Genomic DNA, 14,302 nt, shown 5'->3' with positions numbered 1-14,302 from the left:
TTCAGCTTCCTTGCGAATCCAATGCGGGCAGCGGTGCGTCTTTGCTGCGGCCGGCGCGACGCAGGCGCAGCCGGTCGAGCGCCAGGTAGACCACCGGCGTGGTGTAGAGCGTGAGGATCTGGCTGACCAGCAGGCCGCCGACGATGGAGATGCCCAGCGGCGTGCGCAGCTCCGCGCCGTCCCCGTGGCCGAGCGCCAGGGGCAGGGCGCCCAGCAGCGCGGCCATCGTCGTCATCAGGATCGGCCGGAAGCGCAGCACGCAGGCGTGGAAGATCGCATCTGCGGGGCTCATGCCCTGGCTGCGCTCAGCCTCGAGCGCGAAGTCGATCATCATGATCGCGTTCTTCTTGACGATGCCAATGAGCAGAATCACGCCGATCAGCGCGATGATCGAAAAGTCCGTGTCCGTGATGATCAGCGCCAGCAGCGCCCCCACACCGGCCGAAGGCAGCGTCGAGAGAATCGTGATGGGGTGGACGTAGCTCTCGTACAGCACGCCCAGCACGATGTAGATGGTGATGAGCGCAAACAGGATCAGCACGGGCTGGCTGGAGAGCGAATCCTGGAACGCCTTGGCGGTGCCCTGGAAACTGCCGTGCACGGAGGACGGCACGCCGATGCGGTTCATCGCGTCCTGGATGTCCTGCGTGGCGCCCGACAGCGATGCCCCCGGCGCGAGGTTGAACGAGATCGTGCTGGCCGCAAACTGCCCCTGGTGATTGACGGCCAGCGCCGTGTTGGTGGGCTCGTAATGCGAGAAGGTCGACAGCGGCACCTGCGCACCCGTCGACGTGATGATGTAGATGTCGCGCAGGCCGTCGGGGTTTTGCCAGTACTGCGGTGCGGCTTCCATCACAACACGGTATTGGTTGAGCGGGTTGTAGATGGTCGATACCTGGCGCTGCCCGAACGCGTTGTTCAGGGCGTTGTCGACATCGCTCGGGTTGATGCCGAGCGATTTGGCCTTGTCGCGGTCAATGACAAGCGATGTCTGCAGGCCTTTGTCCTGCGTATCGGTGTTGACGTCCGTCAGCGACTTCACCTGCGTGAGCGCCTGCTTGATCTTCGGATCCCACGCGCGCAGCTCGTTCAGATCGTCGGCCTGCAGGGTGTATTGGTACTGCGCGTTGCTGGCCCGACCGCCCACCCGGATGTCCTGTACCGATTGCAGGAACAGGCTCGCGCCCGGCTCACGCGCGAGCTTGCCGCGCAATCGTTGATGATCTGGTCGGCAGACATCTTCCGCTCGGCCAGCGGCTTGAGCTGAATGAACATCTGCCCGGTATTGCGCTGACTGCCGCCCGTAAAGCCCACCACGTTCTCCACCGCGGGGTCTTGCCGCACGATGGTGATGAAGTCGGTCAGCTTGGTGCGCATCGCCTGGAACGAGATCGACTGGTCCGCCTGGATGAAGCCGATCACCCGGCCGGTGTCCTGCTGCGGGAAGAACCCCTTGGGCACGATGATGTACAGGTAGACGTTCAGGCACACCGTAGCCAGCAGGATCAGCAGCGTGAGCCAGCTGTGCCGCAGCGCCCACGCCAGCGAGTTGCGGTAGAGATCAAGCAGGAAGGTGAAGAAGCCTTCGGTCTTGCGATGGAACCAGCCGTGTTCTTCCTCGGCGGCGGGCTTGAGCAAGCGTGCGCACATCATCGGCGTGGTGGTCAGCGATACCACCAGCGACACCAGGATGGCGACCGACAGCGTCACCGCAAACTCACGGAACAGCCGGCCGACGATGCCGCCCATCATCAGCAGCGGGATGAAGACGGCAATCAGCGACAGACTCATCGACACCACGGTGAAGCCGACTTCGCGCGCGCCCTTGAGCGCAGCCTGCATGGGCCGCATGCCGTTTTCGATGTGGCGCGAGACGTTTTCCAGCACGACGATGGCATCGTCCACGACAAAGCCGGTCGCGACGGTCAGCGCCATCAGCGAGAGGTTGTCGAGGCTGTAACCGCACAGGTACATCACCCCGAATGTGCCGATGAGCGAGACCGGTACGGCCACGCTGGGAATGAGCGTCGCCCGCACGTTGCGCAGAAACAGGAACACCACCATGATCACCAGCGCGATCGACAGCACCAGCGTGCGCTCCACATCCTTGAGCGAGGCGCGGATGGTGGGCGTGCGGTCCATCATCACATCGAGGTTGATCTGCGCGGGGATGGTATTGCGCAGGTACGGCAGGATGTCGTTGATGCGGTCGACCGTGTCGATGATGTTGGCGCCCGGCTGCCGGCTGATGATGAGCAGCACCGAAGGTTTGCCGTTGGCCGAGCCGTAGTTGCGGATGTCCTGCACGCTGTCAGTCACCTCGGCCACGTCGGCCAGCCGCACCGGCGAGCCATTGCGCCAGGCGATGATGAGCGATTGGTATTCGACGGCCTTCTTGGCCTGGTCGTTGGCGTAGATGGTCCAGACGCGGTCGCCGGATTCCATCATGCCCTTGGGCTTGTTCGCGTTCGTGCTGGTGATGACGGTGCGCACGGTCTCCATCGAGATGCCGTACTTGTTCAGCGCCATCGGGTTCAGCTCGACCCGCACCGCAGGCAGCGACGCACCGCCGATGGTGACCTGACCCACGCCGTTGATCTGCGACAGCTTCTGCGCAAGGATGGTCGAGGCCGCGTCGTACAGCTCGCCGCGCGACTTGGTGTCGGACGTCAGCCCGACGATCATGATCGGCGCGTCGGCCGGATTGACCTTGCGATACGTCGGGTTGCTCGGCAGGCCAGAGGGCAGCAGGCTGCGTGAAGCATTGATGGCCGCCTGCACATCGCGCGCCGCGCCGTCGATGTCGCGCGACAGATCGAACTGCAGCGTGATCCGCGACGAACCGAGCGAACTGGACGACGTCATCTCGGTAATGCCCGCGATACGGCCGAGCGAGCGTTCCAGCGGCGTCGCCACGGTGGCCGCCATGGTTTCGGGGCTGGCGCCCGGCAGCGATGCGCTGACCGAGATGGTCGGAAAATCCACCTGCGGCAGCGGCGACACGGGCAGCAGGCGGAACGCTGCGATACCGGCCAGCGCCACACCGATGGTCAGCAGCGCCGTGGCAACCGGCCGCGCGATGAAGGTGGCGGACAGGTTCATTGCGGTCCGCCGGATTGGTTGGCACCAGCCGCACCGTGGCGTCGGGCGGCACGGCGCGCGCGCCAGTCACGCATGCGTGCGCCAAGGTTGTCGAAGGCCAGATAGATGACCGGCGTGGTGAACAGCGTCAGCACCTGGCTGACCAGCAGGCCGCCCACCATCGTGATGCCGAGCGGCTGGCGCAGCTCGGAGCCCACGCCTGTGCCCAGCATCAGCGGGAGGGCGCCCAACAGGGCGGCCATGGTCGTCATCAGAATCGGGCGGAAGCGCAGCAGACACGCCTGGTAGATGGCGTCGCGCGGGGCCATGCCCTGCTCGCGCTCGGCCTCCAGCGCGAAGTCGATCATCATGATCGCGTTCTTCTTGACGATGCCGATCAGCAGGATGATCCCGATGATGGCAATGATGCCCATGTCCTTGCCCGACACCAGCAGCGACAGCAGGGCGCCCACGCCGGCCGACGGCAGCGTCGACAGGATCGTCACGGGGTGAATCGTGCTTTCGTACAACACGCCCAGCACGATGTACATCGTGATGATGGCCGCAAGAATCAGCCACAGCTGGTTCGACAGCGACGCGCGGAACGCCAGCGCCGCGCCCTGGAAACTCGTCTGCATGCTGGCCGGCAAGCCGATTTCCTCTTCGACCGCATTGATGGTGTCGACCGCTGCGCCCAGCGATGCACGCGGCGCCAGGTTGAACGAAATGGTCGCCGCCGGGAACTGGCCCTGATGGTTCACCACGAGCGAGCCGGGCTGCTCCACCACTGTGGCAAACGCGCCCAATGGAATCTGCTGGCCGCTGCTGGATGCCACGTGCAGGTCATACAGCGATTGCGGCCCCAGTTGCATCTTCGGGTCGGTTTCGAGCACCACGCGGTATTGGTTCGATTGCGTGAAGATGGTCGACACCAGACGTTGGCCATAGGCGCTGTACAGCGCGCTGTCGACGGCCGCCATCGTGATGCCGTACACCGCCGCCTTATCGCGGTCGACCTGCACGTAGGCGCGCAAGCCGTTGTCTTGCAAGTCGCTTGCCACATCGCGCAGCTCGTGGGTCTGCTGCAGGCGTTCGACCAGTTTCGGCACCCACTTCGAAAGGTTGTTCGGGTCCGGGTCTTCGACGGTGAACTGGTACTGCGTGCGGCTGACGCGGTCTTCAATCGTCAGATCCTGCACCGGCTGCATGTACAGCGAGATGCCCGCCACCTTGGCCAGTTCGGGTTGCAGGCGCTGGATGATCTCGGTGGCGTCGGCGTCGCGCTCGTCCTTCGGCTTGAGGTTGATGAGCATGCGGCCGCTGTTGAGCGTGGTGTTCACCCCATCCACGCCGATGAACGACGACAGGCTCTGGACCGCCGGGTCCTTGAGCACGACTTCGGCCAGCTTCTGCTGCCGCTCGGCCATGGCCGAAAACGAGATCGACTGCGACGCATCCGAAATGCCCTGGATGACGCCCGTGTCCTGCACCGGGAAGAAGCCTTTGGGTACCACGACATACAGCAGCCCCGTCAGCACCAGCGTGCCGATGGCCACCAGCAGCGTCGTCTTCTGCCGGTCAAGCACCCATTGCAGCATGCGGCCGTACCGCGCGATGACGTTGTCGAAAAACGCGCCCGCAGCGTGATAGAAGCGCGATTGCTCGGCTTCGGGAATGTGCTTGAGCAGGCGTGCGCACATCATCGGCGTAAGCGTGAGCGACACCACCGCCGAGATCAGGATCGATACCGCCAGCGTGATGGCGAACTCGCGGAACAGCCGCCCCACCACATCGCCCATGAACAGCAGCGGAATCAGCACTGCGATGAGCGAGAAGGTGAGCGAGATGATGGTGAAGCCGATCTGCTTTGAGCCCTTGAGCGCGGCTTCCATCGGCGGGTCGCCGTCTTCAATGTAGCGGGCGATGTTTTCGATCATGACGATGGCATCGTCCACCACGAAACCCGTGGCGATGGTGAGCGCCATCAGCGTGAGGTTGTTGATCGAAAAACCTGCCAGGTACATCACGCCAAACGTACCGACCAGCGACAACGGCACCGCCACCGCCGGAATGACCGTGGCCGGCACGTTGCGCAAGAACAGGAAGATCACCATCACGACCAGCGCCACGGCGAGCATCAGCTCGAACTGCACATCCGATACCGAGGCGCGGATGGTCGTGGTGCGGTCGGTCAGCAGCGACACCTCCACGTTGCCGGGCAGCGTCTCCTTGAGTTGCGGCAGCAGGGCCTTGGCGCGGTTGACCACTTCGATCACGTTGGCGCCCGGCTGGCGCTGCACGTTCAGGATGATCGCGGGGGTGGTGTTGGACCACGCGGCCAGCTTGCTGTTTTCGGCGCCGTCAACGATCTGCGCCACATCGGTCAGGCGGATGGGCGCGCCGTTCTTGTAGGCGACGATCATCTTGCCGTACTCGGCAGCCGACTTGAGCTGATCGTTGGCGTCGATGGTGGAGGCACGCGCCGGGCCGTCGAAGCTACCCTTCGCCCCATTGACGTTGGCCGTGCCGATGGCGGTGCGGATGTCGTCGATCGACAAGCCCAGTGCCGCCAGCGCCGACGTGTTTGCCTGAATGCGCACAGCCGGCCGCTGCCCGCCGCTGATGCTGACCAGACCGATGCCCGGCAACTGCGACAGCTTCTGCGCGATGCGCGTGTCGACCAGATCTTCCAGCTTGGGCAGCGGCATCGTGCTGGACGTGATCGCCAGCGTGAGGATCGGCGCGTCGGCGGGATTCACCTTGCTGTAGATCGGCGGCATCGGCAGATCGTTCGGCAGCAGGTTGCCGGCCGCGTTGATGGCCGCCTGCACTTCCTGCTCGGCAATGTCGAGCGAGAGCGACAGATCGAACTGCAGCGTGATGACCGAAGCGCCGCCCGAGCTGGACGACGTCATTTGCTTGAGGCCCGGCATCTGCCCGAACTGCCGCTCCAGCGGCGCGGTGATGGACGATGTCATCACGTCGGGGCTGGCGCCCGGGTACAGCGTCGTCACCTGGATGGTCGGGTAATCGACTTCCGGCAGCGCAGAGAGCGGCAGCATCCGGTACGCCACCAGGCCCGAGAGCAGGATGGCGACCATCAACAGCGTGGTCGCCACGGGCCGGAGGATGAAGATTCGGGAGGGATTCATGCCAGCTCGGAACAGAAGACTTCGTCAGGCGCGTGCACGCAATGCACGACTCAGGGCTTACGGTTTGGCAGCCGGGGCGCTCGCCGCGGGTGCCGAAGCGCCTCCCTGGCCCCGGCGATGACGCCCGCCCTGATGGGCCTGGCCGGCGGCGGGGGCACTTGCGGCGGCACCCGGCTGGATCACCTCAACCGGCGAGCCGTCGCGCAGCTTGTCGGCACCATCAATCACCACGCGCTCGCCGGGCTGCAGGCCTTGCGCCACCGACACGCGCTCACCTTCGGTCACGCCCAGCTTGACCACGCGCAGCGCCACCTTGTTGTCGTCGCCGACCACGTAGACGAAGGTGCCCTGCGTGCCGCGCTGGATGGCGGCGCCTGGCACGATCACCACGTCGCGCAGCGTATCCACTCGCATGCGAACGTTCACGAACTGGTTGGGGAACAGCATCGCGTTCTGGTTCGGGAACTGCGCACGTAGTTTGACGGTGCCCGTGGTGTTGTCGATGGTGTTGTCCACTGTCATGAGCACGCCGCGCGCGAGCTGCGTGGTCTGGCTGCGGTCCCATGCTTCCACCGGCAGCTTGTCGCCGGACTGCAGGCGCGGCATGACTTTGGGCAGGCTGTCTTCGGGAATCGAATAGATGACCGTGATCGGGTCGATCTGCGTGATGACGACGATGCCGTTGGTGTCGGACGCATGCACGATGTTGCCCGGATCGACCTGGCGCAGGCCGACCCGGCCCGACACCGGCGCCGTGATGCGCGTATAGGAAAGCTGCACGCGCGCGTTGTCGACGTTGCCCTGGTCCAGCTTGACCGTGCCGTCGTATTGGCGCACGAGTGCGGCCTGCGTATCCACCTGCTGCTTGGAGATCGAATCCTGCGAAAGCAGCGTCTGATAGCGCTGCAGGTCGAGCTTCGCGTTCTGCAGCAGCGCCTGATCGCGCGCCAGCTGACCTTCCGCCTGCGCGAGCTGCGCCTGATAGGTGCGCGGGTCGATCTCGGCGAGCAGGTCGCCGGCCTTGACGGTCTGGCCCTCGGTAAACGCCAGGCGCACGAGCTGGCCGTCCACGCGCGTCTTGACCGTCACGTTGTTGACCGGCGTGACATTGCCCAGCGCCGACAGCACCACGTTGATGTCGCCCTTGACGGCTGTGCCGACCATTACCGGCATCGGCTTGTTGGCCATGGCGGCGCCGCGTCCGCCTGGCCCGCCCCGCCCACCTGGCCCACCCGGCCCGCCCGCGTTGCGATACTTGGCGTGATAGACCGCATAACCGATCAGCACCAGGAGAATGATCACCACCAAGATGCCCCAGCGGCGGCGCTTGCCACCCTCGCGCGGGGGCGGCAGCAGCGCCGGAGACACCTCGTGGGGCGTCTCTGTCCCGTCGTGCGTACGGCGACCGGCGTCATCAAACTGACCGGGCTTCTGGTCCTTGGGGTCGGACATGTTGGCGTTCCTGTTCTTGGCAATATGGGGACGAGCGCACATGATAGCGGGCGCCCGTGCCAGTCAGACCGCAGCTTAAAGGCAACGTCTTTGCGCAGAATTAGTCGCGCTGCGGGTTCTATTACGGCAGATTACAAACCCATTGCGGTGTTACCGGGCGAAACAATATGGTGAAAGTGCGCGCGATTCATGGTGGCCACAGTCGCTATCATGAGCACACCTTCCTGCGTCTACCAGACACTCCACCAGACAGATGAGCGGCACAAAGATCCTGGTCGTCGATGACGATGTCGAACTGCGCGACCTCCTGCGCGAATACCTGACCCAGCAGGGCTTTGCCGTTTCCGTGCTGCACGACGGCGACGGGCTGGCTGCCCGGCTCGAGCGCGAGCGCCCCGCGCTGGTCGTCCTCGACCTGATGATGCCCAAGGTGGACGGGCTGTCCGCCCTGCGCGACCTGCGCGCCCGCAACGACGACGTGCCCGTCATCCTGCTCACGGCCCGCAGCGACGAGATCGATCGCATCATCGGCCTGGAAATCGGCGCCGACGACTATCTCGGCAAGCCGTTCTCACCGCGGGAGCTGCTCGCCCGTATCAACGCCGTGCTGCGCCGGCGCCTGGCCGTGCCGGCCTCGGCGCCGGAAGACCGCGACAGCTTCAGCTTCGGCCCGTTCAAGCTCAATTTCCGCATGCGTACGCTGTTTCGCGGCGACAGCGCGCTTTCCATCAGCGATACCGAATTCGCGCTGCTCAAGCTGCTGATCGGGCATGCCATGCAGGTGCTCACGCGTGAGCACATCGTCGAGTTGATGTACGGGCCGGGCAGCGGCGTGTCGGACCGCGGCATCGACGTGCAGATCTGGCGCCTGCGTCGCGTGCTGGAAGAAGACGCGCAGCGCCCGCGCTATATCCAGACCGTACGCGGCCGCGGCTACACCTTCGTGCCGGACGAGCGGGAAGAAGTCAATGAAGTTCAAGGCTAGATTCGACACGCTGTTCGGCCGGCTGGCGGTGCTGATCGTGGTGGTGCTCGTGCTCAGCCATTTCTCGTGGCTGGGCGTGCTGCGCGCGGAGCGGCGCGAGCGGCAGTTCCAGGCGTCGGTAGACCAGATGGCGTTCCAGCTGCAGGCGTTTCAGGCAGCGATGGATGGGCATCTGCGCGTGAAGCTGCCAGATCTCGTGACCGAAACCGATGAACCGCCTGCAGGCGACGCTTCGTCGGCATCCGATAAGTCTGCGGAACTGGTGCGTCAGCTTGCGCGCCGCTTGCCTTCCGACACGCAGCTGCGGCTGGAAGCGGGCCCTACGCCGCGCGTGTTCGTGCGCTTTCCGCAGCGCAACAAGTGGATCGCCATGCCGCTGGTGTGGGTGCATGCGCCGCCCACCATTTCCGCCGTGGTGCCGGGCGTGATGGTGGTGCTGGCGATTGCGATTGCGTTTTCGCTCTTCGCGGCGTGGCAGATCCAACGCCCCGTGCGCGAGCTGGCCGATGCAGCCGGTGCGCTGGCCCGCCGTCGATACGTGCCCCCGCTCAAGGAGCGCGGCCCCTACGAGCTTCGCCAGTTGACCGAGCAGTTCAACCATATGGCGGCTGACCTGTCCGCCACTGACGAAGAGCGCAACACCATGCTGGCCGGCATTGCGCATGACCTGAAGACGCCGCTGTCGCGTCTGCGCCTGCGCGCCGAAATGCTGGTCGACCAGAAAGCCGGCGCGGGTATCGAGCGCGATGTCGAGTCCATGTCGGCCATCGTCGAGCAGTTTCTTGCCTATGCCCAAAGCGGCGACAGCGAGGCGCGCGAGGTGTCGGTCGACCGCCATCTGCGCGGCCTGGTGCAGCCGTTTGCCGAGCAGGGCAAGCATGTCGCGCTCGATCTGCATGCGGGGGACCGCTTCCGCCTCAAGCCGACGCATCTGGAGCGCATCGTCGTCAATCTGCTCGACAACGCGTTCGCGTATGGCGCGGAGCCCGTCAACGTGCGCACCGCCGTGGACGATGCCGGCTACACGCTGACGGTGGAAGATCATGGCGCCGGCATCCCCGCGGCCGACTTTGACCGCGTCATGCGGCCCTTTGTGCGCCTGGACCCGGCGCGGGGCGGCAACGCGCACTGCGGGCTGGGCCTGGCGATCGTCGATCGGCTGGTGCGTCATCTTGGCGGCGACCTCGCGGTCGGACCGACGGCGGCGGATGCGTCCGCGCCCGGTTTTCGCATCACCATGCGGTTTCCGGTGTCGACTGCGGCGGCTTGATCGCCCGATCGTCCATTCGTCCAATCGCCCGACTGACATATGGGCACGCGGTTGCGTAAGCTATCCTAGGCGAGGCAAGCACGCTTGTTGCGTGCGCTCACCAGAACTCCGGGAGGAAACGCATGAATCGCGCTGTCTGTCTCGTCAAGGATGCTGGCCAGGCCCGCATGACCGCTGCCGTTGCCGCATGTGTGCTGGCGATGGGCTTAGCGGGTTGCTCGTCGCCGATGCCTCCGTGGGAGCCGCCGCGCACGATCATCCAGCCCGCGCCGCCGCCCTCGCCGGCCCCCGCACCTGCACCTGCACCTGCACCTGCACCTGTCACGACGCTGCCGCCTTCACCTGCCATGCAGCCGGTGCCGACTCCGCCGCCGACCTACACCGCACCGCCTGCTGCTGACACCGAACCGCCGCGCGCAACGCCCGGCATGGCGAATCCGGCATCCACGTATTGCCTGCAGCGCGGCGGTCAGCTTGAATTTTCCACGCGTGCGAATGGCGCCGAGGTGGGCACCTGCGTGAGCCCCGGCGGGGATGAATGCGAGGAATGGGCATTCCTGCGCGGCAGTTGCACGTGGTAAGCGCCGGCAGTCGCTGCAGGTAACAAAAAGGGCCGCAACGTCTGCGGCCCTTTTGTTTTGGAAGAAGCGATCGGTTTGGTGACGCTTACCGCCGCGCCACCACCACCTTGTCGGCGGACTCCGCCACCAGCCGCATCGGCACGCCGGCGGCTTGCAGGTTCTGCCATGTCGTGCGGCGCATAAAGGCGTAGGCCGGCGGCCCGTCGGTCCAGCGGCGGATCCACTCGTCGGTGGTGGCAACGACCTTGCTCGGTTCAAGCCCGGCGCCCATTTCCAGTTCGTCAAAGCCTGACACCAGCGTCATCGGCCGCCCGAGATAATAGATGGCCGTCTGGTCCAGCCATTCGACCGAGTAGAACGGCGTTTCGGGCGGAATCGGGCCCGTCGCATTCAACGTCTTTTCGATGAGATCGCGGGCAGACAATGCATCGCGGAAGATTTCGCTGGCGTTGAGCACGCGGTCCCAGCAGAACAGGGCGGAGATCGACAGCACGATCACGGCGACGGTGCGCCGCTGCCAGCGCAAGGCTGCGAGCGCGGCCAACGTGCCGACGGCCAGCATGGCCATCACTTCGCGAAGTGCCGGCATGGCCAGCGCCACCTGTTCGGCGGGCATCTTTGCGCCGGCCTTGGCGCCGATCGTCGGCACGGCAAACCACAGCCCAATGGCGATCAGCAGATTGACACCCAGCGACCACGCCACGGCGCGCGTCGGCATTTTTTCCAGCGCCAGCGCCAGCACAATGGCCAGCGCGGGGAAGGCGGGCACGATGTAGCCGGGCAGCTTCGAGCTGGAGGCTGAGAAGAACAGGAAGATCATCCCCGCCCAGGCAATCGACCAGCGCATCAGGTCAAACTGCCGCGTGCCGACAAAGAGATCAGCCACGCGGCCCAGGCGCCGGCCGATGGCCGCAAACAGCAGCGGCGTCCACGGCAGCAACCCGGCCGCGCCTACCGCGATGAAGTACCACCACTTGCCGCTGCGATGGTGCTCGTTGGTGAGGAAGCGCTGAAAATGCTCGTGGATGAAGAAGAAGTTGAAGAACTCGGGATTGCGCTGCTGCACGATCACGAACCACGGCGCCGTGGCGATCAGGTACAGCGCCAGGCCCGGCAGCCAATGCATGCGGCGGATCAGCGCCCAGTCGCGCGTCATCAGCAGATAGGCCACGCCGATCAAGCCCGGGACGACCAGCCCGATCAACCCCTTGGTAAGCGTCGCGCCGGCCAGCGCCAGCCAGACCACCAGCATCCAGCCGAGCCGTCCGCCACGCGATGCGCCCGACCGCTGCGCCAGCGCAAAGCCGCACGCACCGACGGTCAGGAAAAAGCCCACGCCCATGTCGAGCGTGATGACTTGCCCGAACAGCAGATACAGCAGCGACGAGGCCAAAATCGCTGCGCCCGTCGCCGCCGTGCGCCCGCCGCGATAGACGGCCAGCGTCCATGCCGTCATCAGGATTCCGCCCAGGCCGAACAGCACCGGCCACAGGCGTGCACCCCAGGCGTTGACCCCGAATGCCTCGAACGTGGCGGCGGTCGTCCAGTACTGCAGGGGCGGCTTTTCGAAATATTTGAGATCGTTCAGACGCGGTGTCACCCAGTCGCCGGAGGCCACCATCTCGCGGGGGATTTCCGCATAGCGGCCTTCATCGGGCCGGAACAGGGTGGAGCGCTGGAAGAGGTCGTCCGTCCACAGCGCGAGGAACACGCCGATGAGCGCGACAACGATCAACGCCATCCACGGCGAACGGCGGGAAGAAACAAGGCGGGATTCCATGCTGGGATGAACTTCGCGGGCACGGTCGGAAAGGGTAGGATTCTAGTCGATGCCGGATTAGCGGATGGTTAGCCTGGCCAAATGTCTATGATCCTTCCCGGTACTGCGCATGAGCAAGGCCAAGCTCGACACCTACCTCAACGACCGTCTCGACTGGAATTTGCTGCGCACGTTCCTTGCTATCGCGCGGGAACGCAGCATCAGCCGTGCCGCCACGCGCCTTCACCTGACGCAGCCGGCGGTAAGCCAGGCGCTCAAGCGGCTTGAAGATCAGCTCGGCCTGCAATTGATCGACCGCCAGGCCAATCCCATTGAAGTCACGCGGGCGGGTGAGGAGGTCCGGCTGATTGCCGAGGAGGTCTACGGCACCATTTCGCGCCTGTCGCAAGCCAGTGGCGAAGGCGGGCACGAGATTGCCGGCATGGTGCGCGTGGCCATCGTCAGCGGCCTTGACTTTCCGGAGTACGACGCGTTTCTCGGCCGCTTCCACCGCGATTACCCGCGCATTGAACTCGAATGCCAGGAGATGCGCAGCGCCGACGTGGTCCGCAGCCTGGAATTGCGCACGGCCACGCTGGGTCTATCGCCCAAGCGCGCGCTGCCGAAGAAGATCGAACACCGGTTGTTCCTCCGTCAGCGCTATGCCCTGTTCTGCGGGCAATATCACCCGCTGTTCGGTCGCGCCGATGTGCAGATCGCCGATTTGGCCGGCGAGAAGTTTGTCTCGTTCACGGGCGACAAGATCGGCGATCCGCTCTCGATGCTCACGTTCTTTCGCGACGAGATGGGCCTGACCGGCCCGGTGGTCGGCTCGTCTTCGAGCATGTGGGAAGTGCGGCGGCTGATCGTGGCCGGATTCGGCATCGGTTGCCTGCCCGAGCACGTAGCGCAGGACGACGTCGAACAGGGCCGCTTGCAGCGCTTGCCGCCCGAAGCCGGCGTGGCCGACGTCGACATGCACCTGCTATGGATGGCCGACCGCAAGTTCAGCGCGGCCGAAGCGGCGTTTCTGGAAGCGCTGCATCGCTTTATCGATGCGCGCTATCCGGAGACTGCGTCGGGGACGATGGGCGGTCAATAACCGCGCGTGACGTCGACCACGTTGACGAGCGCCTCGCCCCTGAGCAGGCGCCGCACGTTTTGTGCGACCTGCAAGCCAATGGTGTCGGCGCTTGCGACGGACGCCATGTGCGGCGTGACGATCAGGTTGGGTGCGCGCCAGAGCGGATTGCTCGCGGGCAGCGGCTCGTTCGGAAACACATCGACGATGGCGCCGCCAAGGTGGCCGGTTTGCAATGCGTCGAGCAGATCCGCTGCGACCAAATGCTCGCCGCGCCCGACATGAATGAGCTTGGCACCGGGCTTGAGCCGCGCGAATGTGGCGGCGTTCAGCAAGCCGCGTGTGGCGTCGGTGAGCGGCAAGAGGCAGATAAGGATATCGGTGCCGTCCAGGAACATCGGCAGGCCGGCCTGCCCGCAGTACACGCCGATACCGGGCACATCACGCGACTGACGCGCCCAGCCCCGCACGCTGAAGCCGAGGCGATGCAGTTCTCCGGCGACATGCGAACCGATTTCTCCCAGGCCCATCACGCCCACGGTGCAGGTCGACGGAGGCTGCTGTTCGGGCCGGAACCATGTAGCGCTGCGCTGGTTGGCCAGCACGCGGTCCAACTGCCGGTGGAAATGCAGCACGCCCCAGGTGACGAACTGCGCCATGCCGCGTGCGTGCTGTGGGTCGACCACGCGGCAGAGCGGCACCGCCGGCAATGTCGGATCGATGAGGATGTTGTCGACACCCGCGGCGATGCTGTGCACGAGTCGCACGCGCGGCATGGCGGCGATGGCGCCTTCGGGCGGGTTCCAGCAGACGGCGATCTCGGCGTCCCGCGCGGCCGGCTCGCCGTACATGCGCACGTCGAACTCGGGCGCGGCGCGCAGGATGGACGGCACCAGGTGCGACATGTCGTAGTCGCGGCTGATGAGGGCGAGGGTCGTCAT

8 protein-coding genes and 1 pseudogene are annotated in these 14,302 nt (G+C 65.3%); 4 read left to right on the top strand and 5 right to left on the bottom strand.

What is annotated here, in order from left to right:
• Nucleotide 1: 1 nt before the first annotated feature.
• From FUT88_RS09355 to FUT88_RS09345, 3 genes and pseudogenes are all read right to left on the bottom strand, one after another.
• Nucleotides 2–3,102, bottom strand: a pseudogene (locus tag FUT88_RS09355) (multidrug efflux RND transporter permease subunit).
• A complete protein-coding gene (locus FUT88_RS09350) occupies nt 3,099–6,233 on the bottom strand; it encodes an MdtB/MuxB family multidrug efflux RND transporter permease subunit (RefSeq protein ID WP_147214730.1) in 3,135 nt (1,044 codons plus the stop codon). Before FUT88_RS09350 ends, FUT88_RS09355 begins: the two are co-directional and overlap by 4 nt.
• Nucleotides 6,234–6,290: 57 nt before the next feature.
• Nucleotides 6,291–7,685: an MdtA/MuxA family multidrug efflux RND transporter periplasmic adaptor subunit gene (locus FUT88_RS09345; RefSeq protein WP_147214729.1), complete on the bottom strand. Its 1,395-nt coding sequence runs from the start codon at nt 7,683–7,685 to the stop codon at nt 6,291–6,293.
• Between the two features lie 253 nt (nt 7,686–7,938).
• On the opposite strand from FUT88_RS09345, the gene FUT88_RS09340 reads away from it, so the two are divergent.
• The 3 genes from FUT88_RS09340 to FUT88_RS09330 all read left to right on the top strand — a co-directional run bounded on the left by FUT88_RS09340 (nt 7,939) and on the right by FUT88_RS09330 (nt 10,521).
• On the top strand, nt 7,939–8,670 hold the full coding sequence (locus FUT88_RS09340; RefSeq protein WP_147214728.1) for a response regulator: 732 nt from the start codon (nt 7,939–7,941) through the stop codon (nt 8,668–8,670).
• Complete coding sequence (locus FUT88_RS09335; RefSeq protein WP_147214727.1) at nt 8,654–9,940, top strand: ATP-binding protein; 1,287 nt, start codon at nt 8,654–8,656, stop codon at nt 9,938–9,940. The genes FUT88_RS09340 and FUT88_RS09335 overlap by 17 nt, the downstream gene beginning before the upstream one ends.
• Nucleotides 9,941–10,062: 122 nt before the next feature.
• Nucleotides 10,063–10,521, top strand: coding sequence for a DUF333 domain-containing protein (locus FUT88_RS09330; protein WP_147214726.1), 459 nt, complete (start codon nt 10,063–10,065; stop codon nt 10,519–10,521).
• Between the two features lie 85 nt (nt 10,522–10,606).
• Here FUT88_RS09330 and FUT88_RS09325 read toward each other — a convergent pair whose 3' ends face one another.
• Nucleotides 10,607–12,301, bottom strand: coding sequence for an ArnT family glycosyltransferase (locus FUT88_RS09325; protein ID WP_186829267.1), 1,695 nt, complete (start codon nt 12,299–12,301; stop codon nt 10,607–10,609).
• A gap of 109 nt (nt 12,302–12,410) precedes the next feature.
• On the opposite strand from FUT88_RS09325, the gene FUT88_RS09320 reads away from it, so the two are divergent.
• On the top strand, nt 12,411–13,382 hold the full coding sequence (locus FUT88_RS09320) for a LysR family transcriptional regulator (protein ID WP_027679129.1): 972 nt from the start codon (nt 12,411–12,413) through the stop codon (nt 13,380–13,382).
• Here FUT88_RS09320 and FUT88_RS09315 read toward each other — a convergent pair.
• Nucleotides 13,376–14,302, bottom strand: a complete 927-nt coding sequence (locus tag FUT88_RS09315; protein WP_222614252.1) for a 2-hydroxyacid dehydrogenase — start codon at nt 14,300–14,302, stop codon at nt 13,376–13,378. The genes FUT88_RS09320 and FUT88_RS09315 overlap by 7 nt on opposite strands.

The organism is Ralstonia sp. TCR112, assembly GCF_007997035.1.
Lineage (GTDB): Bacteria > Pseudomonadota > Gammaproteobacteria > Burkholderiales > Burkholderiaceae > Ralstonia > Ralstonia edaphi.
The sequence above is the reverse complement of the archived record's forward strand: the minus strand, read 5'-3'. Positions and strand labels throughout refer to the sequence as shown.

Bases quoted from the DNA above. Each gene is read 5' to 3' on its own strand.
- FUT88_RS09320 (WP_027679129.1), top strand. From the start codon at position 12,411: ATGAGCAAGGCCAAGCTCGACACCTACCTCAACGACCGTCTCGACTGG.
- FUT88_RS09345 (WP_147214729.1), bottom strand. From the start codon at position 7,685: ATGTCCGACCCCAAGGACCAGAAGCCCGGTCAGTTTGATGACGCCGGT.
- FUT88_RS09350 (WP_147214730.1), bottom strand. From the start codon at position 6,233: ATGAATCCCTCCCGAATCTTCATCCTCCGGCCCGTGGCGACCACGCTG.
- FUT88_RS09325 (WP_186829267.1), bottom strand. From the start codon at position 12,301: ATGGAATCCCGCCTTGTTTCTTCCCGCCGTTCGCCGTGGATGGCGTTG.
- FUT88_RS09330 (WP_147214726.1), top strand. From the start codon at position 10,063: ATGAATCGCGCTGTCTGTCTCGTCAAGGATGCTGGCCAGGCCCGCATG.
- FUT88_RS09315 (WP_222614252.1), bottom strand. From the start codon at position 14,302: ATGACGACCCTCGCCCTCATCAGCCGCGACTACGACATGTCGCACCTG.
- FUT88_RS09340 (WP_147214728.1), top strand. From the start codon at position 7,939: ATGAGCGGCACAAAGATCCTGGTCGTCGATGACGATGTCGAACTGCGC.
- FUT88_RS09335 (WP_147214727.1), top strand. From the start codon at position 8,654: ATGAAGTTCAAGGCTAGATTCGACACGCTGTTCGGCCGGCTGGCGGTG.